The organism is Microbacterium saperdae (genome assembly GCF_006716345.1).
Classification (GTDB): domain Bacteria; phylum Actinomycetota; class Actinomycetes; order Actinomycetales; family Microbacteriaceae; genus Microbacterium; species Microbacterium saperdae.
In genome coordinates this window covers 643801-664109 of the sequence record NZ_VFOX01000002.1, presented here as the reverse complement: position 1 = coordinate 664109, position 20309 = coordinate 643801, and the positions used below count along the sequence as shown (strand labels likewise).

The 20309-nt window shown below is 65.5% G+C and carries 19 protein-coding genes; 9 read left to right on the top strand and 10 right to left on the bottom strand.

The genetic code is table 11. The features are described from left to right. Together FB560_RS17785 and FB560_RS17780 are read right to left on the bottom strand one after the other, a co-directional pair. Positions 1-1218 carry a hypothetical protein gene (locus FB560_RS17785; RefSeq protein WP_141874046.1) on the bottom strand — a complete coding sequence of 406 codons (1218 nt, stop codon included), beginning with the start codon at positions 1216-1218 and terminating at the stop codon, positions 1-3. Positions 1219-1307: 89 nt separating this feature from the next. Next, the gene (locus tag FB560_RS17780; RefSeq protein WP_141874045.1) at positions 1308-2384 is read right to left on the bottom strand and encodes a hypothetical protein; all 1077 of its coding nucleotides are present in this window, start codon (positions 2382-2384) and stop codon (positions 1308-1310) included. A gap of 352 nt (positions 2385-2736) precedes the next feature. On the opposite strand from FB560_RS17780, the gene FB560_RS17775 reads away from it, so the two are divergent. Then, positions 2737-4233 (top strand): SulP family inorganic anion transporter, encoded by a 1497-nt coding sequence (locus tag FB560_RS17775; RefSeq protein WP_141874044.1) that lies wholly within the window; start codon positions 2737-2739, stop codon positions 4231-4233. A gap of 71 nt (positions 4234-4304) precedes the next feature. Here the strand turns inward: FB560_RS17775 and FB560_RS17770 are convergent, their stop codons facing one another. Further along, a complete protein-coding gene (locus tag FB560_RS17770; protein WP_229672984.1) occupies positions 4305-5216 on the bottom strand; it encodes a DUF2510 domain-containing protein in 912 nt (303 codons plus the stop codon). A gap of 95 nt (positions 5217-5311) precedes the next feature. Here FB560_RS17770 and FB560_RS17760 point away from each other — a divergent pair, with 95 nt between their 5' ends. Then, positions 5312-6382: a hypothetical protein gene (locus FB560_RS17760; RefSeq protein ID WP_229672980.1), complete on the top strand. Its 1071-nt coding sequence runs from the start codon at positions 5312-5314 to the stop codon at positions 6380-6382. Here FB560_RS17760 and FB560_RS17755 read toward each other — a convergent pair. After that, positions 6372-6767, bottom strand: a complete 396-nt coding sequence (locus tag FB560_RS17755; protein WP_267901925.1) for a (deoxy)nucleoside triphosphate pyrophosphohydrolase — start codon at positions 6765-6767, stop codon at positions 6372-6374. The two genes, FB560_RS17760 and FB560_RS17755, sit on opposite strands and share 11 nt — an antisense overlap. Before the next feature lie 165 nt (positions 6768-6932). Between FB560_RS17755 and FB560_RS17750 the strand changes: the two genes are divergently transcribed. Then, positions 6933-7268 (top strand): nucleotide pyrophosphohydrolase, encoded by a 336-nt coding sequence (locus tag FB560_RS17750; RefSeq protein WP_141874039.1) that lies wholly within the window; start codon positions 6933-6935, stop codon positions 7266-7268. Next, positions 7265-9004, top strand: coding sequence for a DUF2075 domain-containing protein (locus tag FB560_RS17745; RefSeq protein ID WP_141874037.1), 1740 nt, complete (start codon positions 7265-7267; stop codon positions 9002-9004). Before FB560_RS17750 ends, FB560_RS17745 begins: the two co-directional genes overlap by 4 nt. A 31-nt stretch (positions 9005-9035) precedes the next feature. Here FB560_RS17745 and FB560_RS17740 read toward each other — a convergent pair whose 3' ends face one another. After that, positions 9036-9374, bottom strand: a complete 339-nt coding sequence (locus tag FB560_RS17740) for a hypothetical protein (protein ID WP_229672979.1) — start codon at positions 9372-9374, stop codon at positions 9036-9038. Positions 9375-9412: 38 nt separating this feature from the next. Here FB560_RS17740 and FB560_RS17735 point away from each other — a divergent pair, with 38 nt between their 5' ends. Further along, positions 9413-10480 carry a toll/interleukin-1 receptor domain-containing protein gene (locus FB560_RS17735; protein ID WP_170198203.1) on the top strand — a complete coding sequence of 356 codons (1068 nt, stop codon included), beginning with the start codon at positions 9413-9415 and terminating at the stop codon, positions 10478-10480. Between the two features lie 62 nt (positions 10481-10542). Here FB560_RS17735 and FB560_RS17730 read toward each other — a convergent pair whose 3' ends face one another. Beyond that, complete coding sequence (locus tag FB560_RS17730) at positions 10543-11124, bottom strand: TetR/AcrR family transcriptional regulator (RefSeq protein ID WP_229672974.1); 582 nt, start codon at positions 11122-11124, stop codon at positions 10543-10545. A gap of 73 nt (positions 11125-11197) precedes the next feature. On the opposite strand from FB560_RS17730, the gene FB560_RS17725 reads away from it, so the two are divergent. Next, entirely contained in the window at positions 11198-12199 is a 1002-nt protein-coding gene (locus FB560_RS17725) for an SDR family NAD(P)-dependent oxidoreductase (protein ID WP_141874033.1), read from the top strand. Between the two features lie 55 nt (positions 12200-12254). Here the strand turns inward: FB560_RS17725 and FB560_RS17720 are convergent, their stop codons facing one another. Beyond that, a complete protein-coding gene (locus tag FB560_RS17720) occupies positions 12255-12809 on the bottom strand; it encodes a GNAT family N-acetyltransferase (protein ID WP_141874030.1) in 555 nt (184 codons plus the stop codon). Between the two features lie 129 nt (positions 12810-12938). Further along, positions 12939-13271 (bottom strand): hypothetical protein, encoded by a 333-nt coding sequence (locus tag FB560_RS17715; RefSeq protein WP_141874028.1) that lies wholly within the window; start codon positions 13269-13271, stop codon positions 12939-12941. Between the two features lie 193 nt (positions 13272-13464). On the opposite strand from FB560_RS17715, the gene FB560_RS17710 reads away from it, so the two are divergent. Beyond that, positions 13465-13806: a hypothetical protein gene (locus FB560_RS17710; protein WP_141874026.1), complete on the top strand. Its 342-nt coding sequence runs from the start codon at positions 13465-13467 to the stop codon at positions 13804-13806. A gap of 7 nt (positions 13807-13813) precedes the next feature. Here the strand turns inward: FB560_RS17710 and FB560_RS17705 are convergent, their stop codons facing one another. Then, entirely contained in the window at positions 13814-14680 is an 867-nt protein-coding gene (locus tag FB560_RS17705; protein ID WP_141874024.1) for a patatin-like phospholipase family protein, read from the bottom strand. Between the two features lie 521 nt (positions 14681-15201). Here FB560_RS17705 and FB560_RS17700 point away from each other — a divergent pair. After that, complete coding sequence (locus FB560_RS17700; protein ID WP_141874022.1) at positions 15202-17559, top strand: M1 family metallopeptidase; 2358 nt, start codon at positions 15202-15204, stop codon at positions 17557-17559. A gap of 273 nt (positions 17560-17832) precedes the next feature. On the opposite strand, the gene FB560_RS17695 is transcribed toward FB560_RS17700, so the two are convergent. Next, on the bottom strand, positions 17833-19011 hold the full coding sequence (locus FB560_RS17695; protein WP_141874020.1) for a MalY/PatB family protein: 1179 nt from the start codon (positions 19009-19011) through the stop codon (positions 17833-17835). Between the two features lie 268 nt (positions 19012-19279). On the opposite strand from FB560_RS17695, the gene FB560_RS17690 reads away from it, so the two are divergent. After that, a complete protein-coding gene (locus FB560_RS17690; RefSeq protein ID WP_170198202.1) occupies positions 19280-20239 on the top strand; it encodes a serine/threonine-protein kinase in 960 nt (319 codons plus the stop codon). Positions 20240-20309 lie beyond the last annotated feature (70 nt).

Below are 20309 nucleotides of genomic sequence, written 5' to 3'. Positions count from 1 at the left end.
TCATCGTCGTCTGTTCAGGGCACCATCGATCGACCACAGATCGTAGGAGTAGAGCGAGTCACAGGTGGCGAGACTCCAGTCTTGATCGTCGATCGTCGGCAGGCTCGAACAGCTCGTCGTGAAGACGACCGACACCTCGTTCTTCGCCGCGAGATGTCCTGTCCAGTCGCGCGCGAAGCCGGCGTTGTGGTTCCGGTCGAAGCCGGTCAGCGACTCGTTCACGTCGCCGACGGGTGCCCAGGTTCCCCGTCCGCGCAGCAGATCGCGCTGCGGGATGGTCACCACCTGCACAGCGGGCCCGATCCACCACGGGTTGTCGAAAGCGTACGGATGCTGTTCGCGCACCGCGAGGAACTGATCACCCTTCTTGTCGAAGACCAGATCGAAACCGTTGAGATAGTCGGCTGCGCCGTCGGTACCGGTCAGGCCCGCGGTCGGCAGCTGCACGGGCGTGGTCGTCGTGAAGGACTCGGCCTTCTTCAGATCCACCTCGGTTACGTATGCGCGCGTCGAGGTGTCGCCCTGCGTGTAGCCGAGCAGAACCGTGCCCGGTTTGCCGGGCATCATCACCGCCGTGGGCTGACCGACGCCCCACTGATCGGCGCGGTCGAACGTGACGATCGGCTCGGGGAGCTTGACCCACGGGCCCTCCGGACTGTTCGCGAACGCGACACCGATCTGATTGTGCGCGCTCGCGTCGAGGTCGTTGCCCAGATGGAACATCGCGAGCGAGTACTTCACACCCAGATAGCGGAACTTCCCCTCGACGACGCTCGGGTCGCACACGTGGAAGCTGTCCCATGCCGGCGCGGCCGACGCCTGCAGCACCGACCGGGAATCGACCACGACGCCGTCGACGATCTTCGTCAGGTAGATGTGGTCCTTGATCACGCGGAACTCGTCGTTGTGACATGTCCAGATCCACTCGGTGTCGCCGTCGCGAACGACAGACGGAGCGTAGGAGTAGAAGCCGTCAGCCGGTGCGTACACCTCTTGCAGCGACGAGGCGTCCCACGCGACCGTCGCCCGTGTGCGCGACGCATCACTGGCGAGCTGCTGTGTCGAGACAGGAGCCGGTGGGTCGACGTCGGGGGATACCGTGTCAGCAGTGGCGGGAGCGACCCCGATGAGGAGTGCCGTACCGAGAGCGGCGGCTGTCATGGCCGAGACCAGCCATCGAAGCGGACGCCTGTGCGGCGCCGGGTGGTCATGCGTCATCGCATTCCTTTCTGTCGCGCCACTCAAGTCAGTTTACTCGAGTAGACGATGTCGCACGAGAGCTCGCGCGGCGAGCAGTCGTGAATCTGTCAGAGGCTCGCAGTCGTGCGCACGATCGCGTAGGACCAGAGCGAGTTCGGGTCGAGAGCCGAGGTCGTGACGAAGACCGTCAGTTGGGACTCGTCAGGGAGAGTGCCGAACTGCGTGCGCAGGAAACCCGGGTTGTGGCTGCGCGATGCCCCGGTCACCGAGGCGTCGATCAGCCCCTCGACCGCCCAGGTTCCCGTGCCGGACCACATGCCCGCGCCAGAGATGCTGAGCACCTGCACCGCGGTGGAGATGTAGTTCGGACTCGTCGTCGGATACGGATGCATCTCGCGCACCATGTAGAAGCTGTCGCGCTGCGGCGAGTAGGCGATGTCGAAGTTGTTGAGGAAGTCCGCAGCGCCCGAGCTGTCGAGGAGACCGGCCGTGGGAACAGCGCCGACACCGGACACGGTCGGTGTGCCCGACAGCAGGCTCACCTGCCCGAGCTTCGCGACCGTCCCGGTCGAGTATCCCTCGGTCCAGGTGAGCAGGACCGTTCCCGCTGCGGCATCGATGGTCGTGGCGCTCGGCTGTCCCACACCCCACTCGGACGAGCTCGCCCCGGCCTGGAAGCCGATGACCGGGTTCGGAGCTTTGACCCACGGACCGTCGAGGCCGTTGGCGTACGCGACACCGATCTGGTTGTGGCAGGAGCAGTTCTGATCGTTGCCGAGGTAGAACATCGCGTAGTCGTAGTCCTGCCCGGCGAGGGTCGCGTCGACCCTGACCACGCTCGGGTCGCAGATGTGGAACGAGTCCCAGCCGGACGCGGATGCCGTCAGCACCGACGTGCTCGACGTCACCGTCGATCCGGTGCGCTTCACGAGGTAGATGTCGTCGCGCACATCGCCGGCGGCGCGACTGTGGCACACGAAGGACCGCTCGGTCGAGCCGGCGATGGCCGACGGGGCGTAGGCGTAACCCGGGCTCTGGATCGAGGAAGCCGCGTACACGGGAGTCGGAGCTGACCAGGATCCGGCAGCGACCGCGGATGGAGCCGCGACCGCGACCAGCACCATGGCCAGGAACGCCGCCAACAGGGTTCTCGGCACAACCGTCTTCAGGGCCTTCTTCGTCATCGCCGTTCCTCCTCGAACGCGTCATCCGCCGGTGCGGTTGCTCGAACGCTACACGAGTAGATCGCGGTAGACCAGAGGGAGATCTCAGGAGATCTTCGGGCATCCGGGATCGGGACGGGCGCTTCGCGCGGCCATGCGCGCGTCCCTCGGCCCTCTGCAGGAGATCTGGCCGACGCAGGTGTACATGGCCGAGCCGAGCGCACAGTCTCTCGGGCGCGATTCAGGTCGCACGGACACTTCCCACAAAGGATCCCGGTACCCGCACGAGACAGGCGCCGGCGAGACCCCCGCGGCATCCGCTCTACGCTGGAACGTCTGCCTCATTCTCGAGGCGCCTTCCCCTGGAGCATCCATGTCTGTGACGACGGTCGATGATCGTGCCCGCTATCGGGCGAATCCCTCTGTGCTGACGGCGCTGAAGAACCCGCGGATGCTGACGCGCGAGGTGCTGGCCGGACTCGTCGTCGGGCTCGCACTGATCCCCGAGGCGATCGCGTTCTCGGTGATCGCGGGCGTCGATCCGAAGGTCGGGCTGTTCTCGTCGTTCATCATGGCGGTGTCGATCGCGTTCCTCGGCGGGCGTCCGGCGATGGTGACCGCGGCGACCGGAGCCGTCGCGCTCGTGATCGCCCCGGTCGCACCGATGTACGGGCTCGACTACTTCATCGCGACCGTCATCCTCGCCGGCATCTTCCAGGTGATCCTCGGTGTGGTCGGCGTCGCGAAGCTGATGCGGTTCATCCCCCGCAGCGTCATGGTCGGGTTCGTGAACGCGCTGGCGATCTTCGTGTTCAGCTCACAGTTCCCGCAGCTGATCGATGTGCCGTGGCTGGTGTATCCGCTGGTGGCGCTGGGGATCCTCGTGATGATCGTGATGCCGAAGATCACCAAGATCGTGCCGGCGCCGCTGGTGTCGGTCGTGATCGTGACGGGCGTCGTGCTGACGTTCGCGATCACCGTGCCGACCGTCGGCGATCAGGGCGAGCTGCCGCGGAGCCTGCCGGAGCTGTTCATCCCGAACGTGCCGCTGACGTGGGAGACGTTCACGATCATCGCTCCGTTCGCGCTCGGAGTCGCTGTCGTCGGACTGCTGGAGTCGCTGCTCACCGCGAAGCTCGTCGACGAGATCACCGACACCCACTCGCGCAAGAGCCGTGAGGCGTGGGCGCAGGGAGTGTCGAACGTGCTGTCGGGGATCTTCGGCGGCATGGGCGGCTGCGCCGTGATCGGTCAGACCATGATCAACGTGAAGGCCTCGGGCGCGCGGACCCGTATCTCGACGTTCTGCGCCGGGCTCTTCCTGTTCCTGCTGGTGGTGGTGTTCGGCGACTTCGTCGGGACGATCCCCATGGCAGCCCTCGTCGCCGTGATGATCATGGTCGCGATCGGGGCGTTCGATTGGCACAGCATCCGTCCGTCGACGTTGAAGCGGATGCCGAAGAGCGAGACCTTCGTGATGGTCGCGACTGTTGTGCTGGTGCTGATCACGCACAACCTCGCGGTCGGAGTTGTCGGCGGGGTGCTGGTCGCGTCGGTGCTGTTCGTGCGGCGGGTGGCGCACTTCGTGACGGTGTCGCGTTCTGTCTCTGGTTCTGTTGCTCGCTATGTGGTCGACGGGGAGCTGTTCTTCGCGTCGAGCAACGACCTGACGACGTTGTTCTCGTACTCGGACGATCCGTCGCGGGTGGTCATCGATCTGTCGGGGTCGCATGTGTGGGATGCGTCGACCGTTGCAGCGTTGGATGCGATCGAGACGAAGTATCAGGCGCTGGGGAAGACGGTGGAGATCGTTGGGATGAATGAGAGCAGTCAGCGGATGCGGGGGCGGTTGACGGGTGGGTTTGAGTAGGCCTACAGCTACCGATGCAGCTGAGGCCCCGACAGCATCTGCTTTCGGGGCCTCAGCAATCGATCAGGCCGTTACGGCTTGACGAAAACCTCGTCCGCGAAGTAGCCAGGGCTCACGCGAACGAGGATGGTTTCGCCATCGGGGACCAGGAATGCCTGCGAACCGGTAACTGCCGCGCCGGCGAAGAGCTCCTCGAAGCCGAACTCGTCCGAGAGCACAACCATGCTGTCGAAGCTGTTGACCACGTTGCCCGCTGACGTCACGACGTCTACCGTGACTTCAGACGAAGAGGCCGAGTCAGCACCCTTGTACGTGATGGTGTAATTCACGATCTCGTAGTGAGATCCGGACGGAGCAACTTCGTTGAACTGGTTGGCATCAGAGACGATGGCGTTGCCGTCGGGATTCACCGAGTTGACAACGACCACCCATTCGCTGTTGCTGATCTCGGCCCCGATCGCGATCGGGTTCTCTCGAGTGCCTTGCTCTGCATCAGCAGGCTCGTCGTCGGCAGGAGCGTCATCATCCTCCGCGTCGTCGAGCTGCGTGACTGTCGTGTCACCACCGCCAAAAGCATCATCGAACGATGTCGCTACGACTCCGAGGAAAACGAAGACACCGACGATTGTGCCGACGATGGAGAGGATCAATCCGACTATCCCGAGCCACTTCTTGTCGCCCTTGAGGAACAGCGACACGATGCTCAAGATGAAGGCGATCGGCAGGAGAATCCAGCCAAGGATCAGTGCGCCTGGAATACACGCGAAGATGAAGCCGACCACGGCGACAATGGCTGCGACAAGTGCCAGCACATTGAGCTTCTTGGGGCCCGTCGCGCCCGTTGCTAGCGGGGCCGGGGCCGTCGCGACAGCCGGAACCCTGGCTTCATCCGCGAACACTCCCCACTGCTGACCATCCCACCAGCGCTGACGGCCCGAGCCGTCGTCATACCAACCGGCGGGGGTCTCATTCGGTGTTGTCATGCGCTAATCCTGGCAGAACGCTGTGAGACAAGGCGTCGGTGTTGCTGGTTTGTTATTGCGCGAATGTCGTCCGGCATATCGGTATGCTGCGTCTCGTGGGTCTCACCATTGCACAGCTGTCACTTGAACTGAACGTTCGTCAAAGCAGCATTCGTGATCTTCTTCGCGATTTTGGTGAGCGCTCGGAAGAACCGCGCAACCCGGAATTGGATCACGAATGGGCTGACGCCCTACGTGCTCGGCTCTCGGGGCACCGCACGGATCGACGAATCTGGACGCTGGAAATCGGTGACACCGTGCTCAGAAAGGAACTCCATGCCGCGTACGGCGGGCAGCGTCAGAGTGGGATTATCACCCCGAAGTCCGTACCCGACATCCTGATTGTCACCAACCCCGGAAGCGCAGCCCAACATGGGTACGACAAGTACGAGGGGCTCCAAGCGGATGGGTCCTTCGCGTACACCGGCCAAGGACAGGTCGGGCATCAACACTTCAAGAATGGGAACGGCGCTCTGCGAGACGCAGCGGAGAAGGGGCGCCCGATTCGCTTGTTCACGAAAAGCAACACCTCGGTCACGTACATAGGTGAGTTCACGACAGGGCAGCCGTCCTATAGCGTCAAGCGGATCACCGATTCGAAGAAGAACCTCCGTGACGGGATCATTTTCAACCTGATTCCCGTAGACGCCGACATGGAGGAGCTTGAACCCGCGCTCACAACACCGACAGATACCGTGCAGGAATCTCCGTGGACGCCGCCCGATTTTTCGCCGTTGGTCATCGAAGCTCCCGCGCCGCCCGGACCGAGAACCGTGTCCCGCATTGAGTTTGAACTTCAACGCGACTTCGGCGAGTGGATCAGCAACCAGGGAAAGACTCCTCTACGTCTGCAACTTCACTCGGCCGGCGCCACAATCGAACCGGACCTGTATGTCGAGGAGTCTGGCTGGGTCGTCGAGGCGAAGAAGTCCTCGGCGCGCGAATTCGTGCGGGCAGCGATAGGACAGGTGCTCGACTACGCGCGGCTTGTACGACTCTCAGGGCGGGGCGCCACGCCTGTCATTCTGCTTCCCGGGCGCCCTGTGGCACACATTGAAGCACTCCTGTTCGAACTGGGAATCCTGCTGATCGTGCGCGACGACAACGCTTTCGCGGTCATTCAGTAGTTGGACGGCCGGCAAGTTCAGCGACAGCGGGAAGATCCGGTGCGGCCCAATCCATGCTCGGGAGTTCTTCAGGAGCCAACCAGCGGAGGTCGTCGTGGTCGGAGCTCCGCTCCGGCGGACCGTCGATCAATCGCGCCCGCATGCACGTCAAACGTATGACGTCGTCGCCAACGGTTGTCTCGTCAGTGCGGAGGTACCCTTCTACACGTATCGCGACCTCTAGCTCTTCAGAGATCTCGCGCACCAGAGCTTGGGCGGGGGTTTCGCCGGGCTCCTGCTTTCCACCAGGGAACTCCCACTTGCCACCCGCAGCCTTCTCAGGGCGACGGCGGCATGCCAGGACCATTCCATCGTGCTCGATGACGGCAGCAACGACCTCGATCACACGACTCTCGCTCACGGATGCCTCCGGGAGCACGGTAACAGGATTCCGACTGACTCAAGTTCGACCGGCGCATAGAGACCGGTAGCCGGCTGGGTCTCAGGAATTGTTCTGCGACCACGGGAGACTTCTGGCTAGACGCCACCGCGCCCCTGCTAGCGTCGCATCATGCCTTCATCCGAGACCCTGGCTGCTCTCCGCGCATTCGTAGACGAGCGCGACTGGGATCAGTTCCACTCGCCAGAGAACCTTGCCAAGAGCATCTCTATCGAGGCCGGTGAGCTCCTCGAGTGCTTCCAGTGGTCGCCGGGCTTCGACCAGGAACAGGTAGAGGCCGAGCTCGCTGATGTCGTGACGTACTGCATCCACCTCGCGAACAAGATCGGCGCCGACCTGGACGAGATAGTGATGAAGAAGCTGGAGTCAACGAAGGCCAAGTACCCCGTCGAACTCGCCAAGGGCCGAATGACGAAGTACACCCAACTCGGAGATTCTCCCGAGTGACCGAATTCGACATCCAGCGGCTTCCATTCCGCCGCGAGTCAGTGGATGCCTGGGCGCGGGACGACGCCAGGCACACCAACTGGCCTGTCGTCTACATGCTCGAAGGCGACACCCGGCGCAGTTCTCCCGGTCTCTACGTCGGCGAGACAGTGAGCGCCTCAACTCGGATGCGCCAGCACCTCGCAGGGTCTAAGAAGAACGAAGCCCTGGAGTCGATCCGGGTCGTCGTTGATCACACCTTCAACAAGTCGGTGTGCCTCGACCTCGAGTCGCACCTCATCCGCTGGTTCTCGGGCGATGGTCGATATCGCATCCTCAACGGCAACGACGGCCTGACCGACGCGCAGTACTACGATCGCGATCTCTATCGAGAGTCTTTCCGCGATGTTTTCGAAGCCTTGCGAGCGGAAGGGCTCTTCTCACGCAGCATCCCGCAGATCGAGAACTCAGACCTCTTCAAGCTGTCGCCCTTCAAAGCGCTCACCGACGATCAGGCGATCGCGATCATGGACATTGTCGAAGGCCTCCTCGAGGACCTCCAGCACTCCGGCGCTCGATCGACGCTCGTCGTCCAGGGAAATCCTGGAACCGGGAAGACGATCATCGCGATCTTCTTGATGAAGCTTCTCGCGGACATTCGCGATTACCAGGATCACGACGGGATCGAGCCGGACTCCATGTTTTCGGAGTTCTTCGTCCCCGAAAACCGTGAACTCCTCAGAACTCTCCGGATGGCGCTCGTCATTCCCCAGCAGTCGCTACGCGAGTCAGTCAAGAAGGTGTTCAGAAAGACTCCGAAACTTGATGCCGGAATGGTGATGTCGCCGTTCCAGCTCGGAGAGTCGGATGCTGATTTCGACCTCGTACTTGTTGATGAGACTCATCGTCTCGGACAGCGCGCGAACCAGGCGTCGGGTGTGCAGAACAAGAAATTCCGCGACATTAATGCAGCCCTGTTCGGGGAGGACGACCCCCGCTTCACCCAACTCGACTGGATCAAAGCTCGAAGCCGTCATCAGCTCCTGCTCGTCGATGGCGAGCAGAGCGTGCGACCTCACGACCTGTCGCCGATGATCCTGGCAGCCCAACTAGGGGAGGCCCGAGACGCCCACCGCTTCTTCCGGCTGACCACTCAGATGCGCGTGCAGGCCGGCGCCGACTACGTCGAGTTTGTCCGGGGTCTGTTGAGAGACGAATCACCCTCGCTCCCTGACCTTGGCGAGTACGAGCTCCGACTCTTCGACGATCTCAGCGAGATGCGCGCAGCCATCCGTCAGAAGGATGCTGAGGTCGGGCTCTCGCGGCTCGTTGCCGGCTACGCATGGGACTGGGCGTCGAGGAAGAATCCAGGAGCCTTCGACATCGAGCTCGACGGCGTGCGCATGCGGTGGAACGGTACCGACAAGGACTGGATCAACTCATCAGGTTCCCTCGAAGAGGTGGGCTCGATCCACACTGTTCAGGGATACGACCTCAACTACGCCGGCGTCATCATCGGGCCGGACCTACGCCTCGACCCCGAAACTGGGCGCATCGTTGCCGATCGCGAGAGCTACCGGGACAAGAAGGGCAAGGAGAACACGGGGCATCTCAAGGATGCCTTTGGGGACGATGACCTGCTGACGTTCATCAGGAACATCTACGGGGTGCTCCTGACTCGCGGTATACGGGGGACGTACGTATATGTATGCGATCCAGCGCTGCGGGCGCACCTATCCACGGTTCTCGCGAGATAGCCGGCGCCCTGTCCAAACCGCTCCCCCGAGCTCACCTGCTGCGCAACTCGCCGCAACGCCAACAACCATGGCTCCACCAGCCCGACCCCAGCACGAAGTACCGCACCGCAGCTTCAGCGGACTCGCCCGGCACCCCGGCGAGCTCAGCATCCGCAATCAGCCGCGCACTCGCGAAGTATTCCGCCATCGCCGCATCAGGCACGATGAACCCGGCTCGCTCTAGCCCTCGCAACGCCCGGGCGACCACATTGAGCACGGCCTCGTCGCACATCCCCGACTTCCGGCCGAGCCCCTCGACCAGCCGTTCGGCCTCCCGTTCCCCGATTAGCCTCCGCCGCGCTCGGGATCGGCATACGCGCAGCATCGCCAAGCCGAGATAGAAGTCATCCGCTCTGCCAGAATCATGGTGTGAGTGAGCCGGCCTACGACTTTGACGTTGCAGTGACGTTCGCGGGCGAAGACCGAGCGTTCGTCGAGCAGGTTGTGCATCTGATGAAAGCTGACGGCTTTTCCGTCTTCTACGACGAGGATGCGAAGGTATCGAGTTGGGGTACTGACCTGACAGAGTACTTTTCGGATGTTTACGAAAAGCGTGCGCGATATGCGATCATGTTCATTTCGGGGAACTACGCCTCGAAAGCATGGACTCGAATGGAGCGCCGCAGCGTTCTTGCTCGAGCTCTCACGACTGCATCTCCTTACGTTCTTCCCGTGCGGCTTGACTCCACACCACTACCAGGAGTTCGGGAAACGATCGGTTACCTCGACGGAATTGCTGAGGGGCCCAGCGGAATTGCCACGGCGGTTCGCGCGAAGCTCCGATTGACAGAGGAAACCGGGAACCGCCAGTTCAATGGCAGGGTGCCTCGAACTGATCAAGAGTTGACCGTCTTGATGGGAGAGCGACCCGATGGCTGGGAGTACTTGCTCTTCAGTTTCTGGCTGAGCAACAAGTTGAGCCAGCTCAGCGCCGAGTACAACGATCACGCGATTCAGTACGCTTCTATCGGAGAACCCGTACCCAATGAATCGCTTATTGGCCATGCCCGTCTCCAACTGGCCCGCCTCACCTCCATCACATCGTCGTTTGATGCCCTACTAGCGGGCCCCCCGCTCGTTCGCGCCATCGGTGCCCATGGCGAAGATGGCGACCCGGACCTTATCCTCCATTTGGCCGATCGCCTCATCTCAATCTACAAAGAACTTCTCCGATGGAGCTACGACCTACGCGCCGCCGTGACCTGGGGTGAAGAAGGTCGTGAGGTACTCCGGTCGCTCTCTGAATACGCAAGCCAGCCCGTCGACGCCATCCGCGAGTTCGTGGAGAGCTTCAAAGACCGAATGGACCGAGTGAGCGACGAGGCTGCGGGGAGCGAGGAAGTGAAGATCGTCTTTGAGATCACGTGGTCAATTCCTGAAGATACGAAGGAACGCTACAACACGGCACTCAGTCGTTTCGCGAAGACCCTCGAATAGCTGACTCACTCCTGACCCAAACTGGCACGCCCATACCGCTTGGTCCGATCACCAGCGTCCTCTTACGGGCGCGACCCCGCCGCAATCCCCCGCAGCAACCGCACGACCGTCTCTTCGACCCGCTCCGGACTCAACGGCTGCCCGATCAGCGCGGCGTAGCTCGCCATCGCAATGAACTGATCCGCGATCGCGGCAGCATCCACGTCCGACCGCACATCGCCGGCCGCACGCCCGCGCGCGACCCGCTCCGTGACCCACTCGCGGATGGGCGCAGCCAGCCGCTCGTTCAGCACGAGCCCCAGCGCGTGATCGGCCGCCGTCACCTCGATGAGCGCCCGCGCGAGCGCCACACCCTCGGGACGAGCCAGCCCCGCCGACATCGCCGAGAACCACGCCCGCAGGTCGACCCCGAGGTCCGAAGTCATCGGCACGGCGACATCCGCTCCCGGCACTGAGCCCTCAACCAACGCCTCCCCGAGGATCGCAGCCTTGGACCCCCACCACCGGTAGATGGTCTGCTTCGACACCCCGGCGGACTCCGCGAGCCCCTCGATCGTCACGGCCTCGTAGCCACCGGCAGACAGGGCGGCGCGCATCGCGTCCAGAACGGACTGGCGCGCTTTTTCACTGCGAGGACGAGGCACCTTCCGAGCGTACTCAGGCGTACACTGAAACATAAGTAGACGCACCGTTGCGAAACTCGAACAAGGAGAACAAATGGCCCTCACCGCTCACTCCACCATCGGCGAATGGCTGAACGACCCCACCGGCGGTCCGCTCATCCGCAGCCTCTTCGAGAAGACGGGCGCCGACCCCGAACTGCTCACCCCGGTGCTGGGCCTCCCGCTGCAGCAGCTCGTCGCGATGAGCCAGGGCGCGATGCCGCAGTCCATCGTCGACGACCTCGTGCGCGCGGCCAACGGCGGCGAGATCCCCGCGGATGACGAGACCTCCGGCTGGACCGAGAAGCCCACGACCGGACGTTTCGCCGGCAAAACCGTCATCGTCACCGGCGCGGCATCCGGCATCGGCAAGGCCACGGCATCCCGCATCGCCCGCGAAGGCGGACGCGTGATCGCCAGCGACATCGCCGCCGAGAAGCTCGACGCCCTCAAGGCGGAGCTCCCGGATGCCGACATCACCACGGTCCCGGGCGACCTCACCAAGCAGGACGCGATCGACGCCGTGCTCGCCGCCGCGGGCGACCGCATCGACGCCCTCGCGAACGTCGCCGGCATCAACGACGACTTCTCCCCCGCGGGCGAGACGACGGATGCCGTGTGGGACCGCGTCATCGCGATCAACCTCACCGCCCCGTTCAAGCTCATGCGCGCGGTGCTTCCGATCATGGAGGCAGCGGGCCGCGGCTCGATCCTCAACGTCTCGAGCGAAGCGGGCCTGCGCGGCAACGCCTCGGGCAACGCCTACACCGCCAGCAAGCACGGCATCATCGGCGTCACGAAGTCCGCGGCCTTCATGTACGGGCCGAAGGGCATCCGCGTGAACTCCGTCGCCCCGGGCGGCGTGGCCACCGGCATCCCGATGCCCCCGAACATGTCGGAGTACGGCTCTGGACGACTGGCTCCGTTCCAGCAGGCGATCCCGACCGTCGCGACGGCGGAGCACCTGGCCGCATCGATCACGTTCCTGCTGTCGGACGACGCCGTGAACATCAACGGCGCCATCCTCGCCTCCGACGGAGGATGGTCGGTGCAGTAAGCCGCACCCGCAAAGCCGACGCCCCCGCCGACCCGAACGGCGGGGGCGTTTGGCGTCAACGGGCAGTGTCGGCCGTCACCCTCGAGTACATGCCAAGGTCGACCCTGCCGCCGTGGATGATGCCCGCCGAGCGGAGTACACCTTCATGCACGAAACCGGCACGTTCCGCGACACCGATCGACAGTTCATTCCCGGTGGCGATCCGCAGCTCGACTCGCTCGAAGCCCCGCGCGAAGGCGACATCGGCGAGCGCTGACACCGACCCCGTCGCCAGGCCTCGGCCTCGCGCTGAGGCATCGAGCCAGTAGCCGATCTCGACGACATCCTCCCGCCACCGCACATTCTTGAACGAGATGCAGCCGACCATCGTGTCACCGTCGCAGATCGCGTAGTGGATCCCCTGCCCCGACGAACGGAACTCCTCCGCACCGGTTGCGCACCACTCCTCAGCGAACGCTCGCGTGTACGGCTGCGGCAAAGGAAGCCAGCGATGGATGTCGGGATCCTGGCAGCTCGCGAAGCACGCATCCGCGTTCTGGCGAGCGATCGGCTGCAGCGAGTAACGCTCCGTGAGAGTCACCGTCTCGTTCGCGAACACGCCTTTGTCCATGACTCCTGCCTTCTGATTGCCGTCCTCATCGCGCGGAAGAATTCAACGCGCGTGCTCGTGTCATGAAACCAGAACGAGGCGCCCTGTCCGATATACAGCGCTAACGACGCAGCGGCAACGGACGGATGCTCAGCGGTCGGTCGAGAGCACCGCCGTGGCGATGGCCGTGGCGACCACCCCGAGAACCCCGACGCCGAGCAGCACGAGACCGGCCGGCCAGACCACGAACAGGGTGACGTCGAACGTGCCATCGCCCAAGTCATTGAGCTGCTCGATGGTCCTGGCGCTCGTCAGCCAGATGCCGACGATGAGGGAGAGCACCGGGACGACCCAGGCGACGCCCCATGAGAACCTGCGGGCGTTTCGCCGCTGGCTCGCACGCAGCTCGGCCTCCTCTACGATGACGTCGTCGAATCGAGCATCCTCGGAGCGCTCCTGCGCCGCATCCTGTGTCGCATCCATGCCTGCACCGTATCGCTCGGGCGGCCTGCGGGGATAGACCCAGGGCGGGGGATGCCGACGGCGCTGGCCGCGAAAGCGCGCCACCCAAGTCCGCTCAGATCCCCCAGGACTGTGCCCTCGTATGCGTGCTTTAGTTGCTCACAAGAGGTTGGGGCCATCCCCGCCCGCCTCAACGACAAGAGGACGACGACGCATGCTGATCAACACCGTTGCGGCGCTTCTCGGGGTGAGCGCGGGCCTGATGTTCGGATCGCGGGCCACCGGGCCGCATCGCTGGATGCTGACACTCGCTCCACTCCTCGTCGTCGCGGCGGGCTTCATCGGAGCCTTCGCGGTGCTTCCTAGCGCCCCGTGGGCCGGATCCATCTTCGGGATGAGCTCCTTCATCACCACCGTGCTCGCATCCGCCGCTGTCCGGCGGCAGGAGCCGGTCTTTGTCGCCGAGCCCTACTGGCGCCGCGCGTTGATGGTCCTGTCGGGGCGCTACCCGACAACCAGCGCCCTCCCGGAGGAAGAAGAACTCGCAGGCCGATAGCACCCCCTCACCCCCAGAACTCCCCCACTCCCTCCGCCACCGCACGCCCCTGCGCATACCCGGCCTCCGCAGCGGGCGCACGCAGCGACACATCCATCGCGTTCTCGAAGAACAGGTGCTCGGTCTCCTCGCCCGGGCTCACGACCAGCACCTCACTGCCACCCGCGCCCAGTTCCGCGACCTGCGCGTCGAGCTGCAGGCCCCACGCGGGCGGGGTGAGCGCGCGGCCCCCGAACGGCGGCAGCACCAGCACCTTCGCGTATCCGGCGGCGAGGTCGGCGTTCTCGTTGCGCCGGAAACCGCCGTCGATGTAGCGCCGGTCGCCGATCCGATAGGCGAAGCCGCTGCTGCAGCTCGCGGCGACGGCGTCCACCAGATCCACCCCGCTGTCGCGGTCGAACACCACCGGCTCCGCGGTCTCGGCGTCGACCGCGGTGAGCAGCATCCGGCGTTCCGGCCACGCGTGCACGGCGAATCTCACGCTGACCATCTCCCGCCACTGTTCTTGTCGCGGGCTATCGGCGGCAGCCATGTCGAGCGCCGAGGCGGCGAGCCGGCGGCGCAGCTCGGCGGCATCCGACGACGCGGCGATGAGGCGATGCATCCGATCCATGTGGTCGACGACCGATCCGCGAGAGGGACGCGGAGGAATCGGCACCACGGTCGCCGCATACAGCTCCGACGGGTTCGCGCCGGCGATCTGCGCGGCCGCCGTCGCGCCGGCAGAGGTGCCGATCGTCAGGTCAGCCGATGTGACATCGACGCCGGAGTCGAACAGTCCGGCGATGATGCCGATCAACCACGCGTTGCCGGTCGATCCACCACCACCGAGAACCAAGGCGCGTGAAGAAGAAGAAAGAGAAGGAGTGTTCATGGGAGTCGCCTTTCGCGATTGCCTGTGAAGCGCTCCCGGTCGCGACTAGAGGTGTCGCGAGATCGTGCACTGCGGGGGAGCGCCCATTACGGATGCTGCGTTCATGGGTCTCACCTCCTGCACTCGGATCACGATCGCCACGACGTTAGCACGGCCAGGGCAGGCTCCGGATGCGGAAGGTGACACCTCTTGCCGCATCCCCGGGCTCAGAGCGACAACGGGTGCCAACTCCATCGATCCACCCGTCGAAGTTGACACCTCGTGCCGTGACGCAGGCCTCAGAACGACGACAGGTGCCAACTCCATCGATCCACCTCCTGCTGCCCCAGATCCTGGACAGAGTCGATCAATTCCCCCGGTCGCACGACAGAAAGTCTCACCGCAACCGAACCGTGAGCAACGCGATATATTGCCGAAACATACGTTCCATACGTTTCATACGTATCCCTCAGGGCCACAAGCCCGCCCCGCACCACGACGACGTGACCGGTCGCCCTCGCCATGCCAACCCGAAAGCACCCATGCTCCGACTGACCTCCCCCGCCCGTCGGCGAATGCTCGCGACCCTCCCGGTCACCGCGCTGCTCGCCGGTTCCCTCCTCGTCACCTCCGTCCCCGCCGCCGCAGCCGATGGCCCCATCGACGGACCCCGCACCTCCGGCGACGCGATGTTCCCGAACGTCGGCAACGGCGGTTACGACGCCCTGAACTACGACGTGTCGCTCGCCTGGAGCCCGACCGGCGTCGCCGACGGCCTCATCACCGGCGACATCACGACGGCGACCACCACCATGACCGCCAAGGCGCTCTCGCCGCTGCGCAGCTTCTCGCTCGACTTCGAGGGCATGACGATCTCCGCGGTCACGGTCAACGGCACCCCCGCCACGTGGGAACGCGACATCGACGCGGATGCGGTCAAGTACAAGCTCATCGTCACTCCGGCCACCCCGGTCGAGGGCGAGTTCACGGTCGCCGTCACGTACAGCGGAACCCCCGAGCGCCACGTCGATACCGACGGCAGCTACGAAGGATGGAACGGCACGAACGACGGGGCGATCCTGCTCGGACAGCCCATCGGCATGATGACCGGCTTCCCTCACAACAACACTCCGAGCGACAAGGCGACCTACACGATCTCGGTCGACGCCCCCTCGGTGCTCGCGAACGCCTCGGGCGTCACGGGCGACGCGGCCGTCGCCAGCAACGGCGAGCTGCAGTCGAAGACCGTCTCGGGCGACCGCACCACCTGGGTGTGGCGTCAGGACAAGCAGATGGCGTCCGAGCTCGCGGTCATCGCGATCGGGCGCTTCGAGGTGATCAACGGCTCCATCACGCTGACGGATGGCCGCAGCATCCCGTCCTGGTCGTTCATCGACGCGGGGCTGAGCGACACGAACAAGACCACCATCCGCGACCGGGTCACGCAGCTCGAGGCCATCACCCGCAACCTCGAGTCGGTCTACGGCCCCTACCCGGGCAACAGCACCGGCGTGATCGTCGACAGCGTGCCCGGCGGCGTGAACTATGCACTCGAGACGCAGGACCGTTCGTTCTTCCCGAGCGCCAACTCCGTGAACGGCAACACGCTCATCCACGAGCTCGTGCACCAGTGGTACGGCGACAACGTCGCCCCGCGCACCTGGACCGACATCTGGATCGGCGAGGGCATGGCCACCTGGGGCCCCACGCACTACAACAGCGCGGCCGGCTTCGGCAGCGGCGCCAGCACCGAGCAGACCTACTACTCCTCGTGGAACCGCACGGCGTCGACCAGCGCGAACTGGAACACCCCTCCCGGCGCCCAGACCGCCTCGGAAGACCTCTACGGCTACCAGACCTACACGCGCAGCGCGCAGTTCTGGGAGGCGCTGAAGATCTCCCTCGGCGACGACGCCTTCTTCTCGCTGATCAGGGAATGGCAGACCCGCTTCGCCGGTCAGAGCCGCGCCGCCGCCGACCTCAAGGCTCTCGCCGAAGAGATCTCCGGCCGCGACATCACCGCCCTGTGGAACGACTGGATCCTCGAGCCCGGCAAGCCCGCCTGGCCCGACAAGCTGTCGCTCTCCGTGGCGGATGCCGGTGCGGACCCGCTCGCGATCGGCGACACCGTGACCTACACGGTCGCCGCCACCAACACCGGCCTCGTGCCGCTGGCGTCGTCGGTCATCACGGTCGACCTGAGCGAACTGCTGACCCGCGCCACGCTCGATCCCGTCCCCACCGGAGCGACGCTCGACGGCACCACGTTGACCTGGAACGTTCCGGTCGACACGGCTCCGGCCGCCACGGCTGAGCTCACCTTCCGCGCGACCGTGATCGACACCGCCCCCGGCGGCGCCTTCTCGGTCACCGGCCGCGTCGCGACTCTCGGCGGCACGTGCGACACCTGCGTCGCCGAGGCCAACGTCATGCAGGTCCTTGCACCGACCACGGCGCCGACCATCACCGGCAAGGCCGTCGTCGGACAGACGTTGACCGCGAGCTCCGAGGGCTGGCCCGAGGGCACAGAGCTCAGCTACGAGTGGGCGATCGACGGCGAGCCCGTCGTGAGCACGGCTCGTGCCGCGGACCCCGCCGCGACCTTCACGATCCCCGCGAGTGCGCTCGGGGCGCGCATCTCGGTCACCGTGACCGGTTCGCTCGCGGGATTCCGCACGGGCTCCGTCACGAGCGCGGCCACGGTTGCGGTCGTCGCGGCAGCTGTCCCCGGCGACGGCGGCACCCCGGGTACCGGCGGCGTCACGGATCCGGGCGATGACGAGCTCAGCTCGACGGGGGGAGAACTGCCGATCGGCGGCGTCCTCATCGGCATGGTGCTGCTGTCGCTCGGCGGCGCGTTCGTCGCGATGCGTCGTCGTCGCGGCATCGACGCCTCGTGAGACCCGACGGATGCCGTGACCCGAACACGGCATCCGTCGCCATCCCCATCTGGGGATAGGAAGCGCACGTCCTCCCCCCGGGCGTGCGCTTCTCTCATGCCGTGGCGGCTCGCGCTCGCTCGTCGCCGCGTCCCGCGCGACGGAGTGGTCCCAGATGGTCGCATCCCCTGCCGCATTGCGGCACTTCGCGACGTTTGCCACGAGGGCGAGGTCGCAACTCGCCGGATAAGCGAGCTTGAGGCGACCATTCGCGCCCTCTGCGACGGATGCTGCCTATCCGCGCCCTCGCACGGCGTCGCCCATGGCCGCGAAGGCCTCTTCCAGGATCGGTCGCGGCGTCGCGAAGACGATCCGCACGTAGTCCTCATATCCACGTCCGAGCAGTCGCCCTTCGGTGAGTACCACGTCGGCCTGCTCGCGGAAGAACTCCGCCGGAGGGCCCGCGATGCCGAGCGCGCTGACGTCGATCCACCCGATGTATGTCGCTTCGGGAATGCGGCACACCGCGCCGGGTAGCTGCTCCTGCACGAGTGATGCCAGCTGCTGCCGCGATCCGTCGAGGTACCCGATCACCTCGTCGAGCCAGGGCTTGCCCTGCCGGTAGGCGGCGGTCGAGGCCACGACCCCGAGCGTCGACGCCCCGTGGTGCACCGCGAAACCGAACCGACGGTAAAGCTCCTGGTCGGCATCGTTCGAGGTGATCAGCTGCGCGGTCTTGAGCCCCGCGATGTTCCAGGCCTTCGAGGCGCTGGTCCCGGTGACGGTGTGGCCGGCCGCGGCATCCGAGATCGAGGCGTAGGGGATGAACGGCGCCCGGTCGAAACGCAGAGGCGCGTGGATCTCGTCGGCGAACACCCGTCCGCCGTGCCGCTCCACGATCTCGGCGATCGCCTCGAGCTCTTCACGCCCGGCGATCGTGCCGGTGGGATTGTGCGGGTTGCAGAGTACGAGTGTGCGTGCACCTGCGGCGAAGGCCTCATCGATGCGCTCCAGGTCGTGCTGCCAGCGCCCGTCGACCTCGACCCCCGGGACCTCGATCACCGGATGCCCGATAGACGGCAGATATGTCAGGAACGGCATGTACGCCGGGGTGGGCACGATCACGGCCGACCCGGCGGGCGAATACTCCCGCACGGCCACGCCGAGTGCGGCCATCACATCCGCGACGTGATGCACGCGCTCCGGATCGACCGCCCATCCGTATTCGTCGCGCATCCAGTCGGCCGTGGCCTCGCCGAGCTCCGCCGCCACCGGGGGCGACAGGTAGCCGAGGTTCTCGTCCGCGACCGCGCGTGCCAGAGCCTCCGCGATCACGGGCGCGACCCCGAAGTCCATCTCCGCGACCCAGGCGCCGATCCGTCCGGGATGCAAGCTCCACTTGCGGCTGTGCGGCCGATCGAGCTGCACGCGCGAACGGGCGTCGAACGGATCGGACGGGAAGGACTCGACCATGGCAGGACTCAGGCTGCGCCGAGACAGGACCGACAGGACGTGGTCTGGATCTGGGTCATGGGACGGCTCCTTCACAGCGGGACTCGACCAATCTACGGATGCCGGTCGCGCCCCGCACCTCACGTGTCGGCGGATAACGGGCGCATCCTCCCTTCGAGCGCGGCGCCTATCCACGTCCGCGCTGCGGAGTCAAGGGAGCAGACGAGTCCGGGCATCCGACCTAGTTTCGGAGCATGCCCCACCAGGATGCCGCCGCGAGGACCCCGCGATGACGCTCGACGCCGTCTCGGCCACGACCGCGCTGCTCGACGACCGCTACCTGCTGCAGGAGCGCGTCGGACGCGGCGGGATGTCGACCGTCTACCGCGCCATGGACACCCGCATGGAGCGCCCGGTCGCGATCAAGATGATCCACGAGGACGACCGCGCTGCAGCATCCGCCGATCGCGCCCACACCGAGAAGGCACTGCTGGCCGCCGTCGATCACCGGGCTCTGGTCACGTTGTACGACGCGCAGCTGATCCCCGGACGCCCGCGCTATCTGGTGATGGAGTTCGTCGACGGCCCCACGCTCGCCCGACGGCTCACCAGCGGGCCGATGCGCCCGCGCCAGGTCGCGCGTTTCACCCGCGATCTCGCCGAGGGCCTGGCCGTCGTGCATGCGGCGGGCATCATCCACCGCGACGTGAAGCCGTCGAACATCATGCTCGCCCGCGACTCGCTCGGCGGCCCGTGGACGGCGAAGCTGGCCGACTTCGGCATCGCCTGCGAAGTCGGCAGCCCCCGCATGACCTCACCCGGCATCGTGCTCGGCACCTTCGCGTACCTGGCCCCGGAGTTGCTGCGTGACGCCGAGCCCGGCACCGCCGGCGACATCTTCGGCCTGGGCCTGGTCGCGCTCGAGGCGCTCACGGGGTCTCCGGCCTATCCGACGAACGGAACCGGACGCGGTGCCGCGACCGCCCGGGTCATGAACCCTCCCGCCATCCCCGACCGCATCCACGACGACTGGCGCGTCCTGATCGAGCGGATGACGCGCCTGGACCCGAGCGAGCGCCCGACAGCCGCGGAGGTCGCCCGATCAGCGGAGACGCTCATGCAGGTGACGCGCGGGGTGGCTGCGGTTCGTGACGCCGGGGACGAGACCGCGGGCGCGGCGGCGGGGCGCTCCCGGCCACGCCGCCGCAGACTTCTCGGCGGCGCGGTCGGCAGCGGCAACGCCGGGTGAGCCGCGGCGTCTGCGGTCGCTTCGCGCGGAGATGTGCGCCTCCGTCGGCCTCCTGCCGCTGAATCGGCCG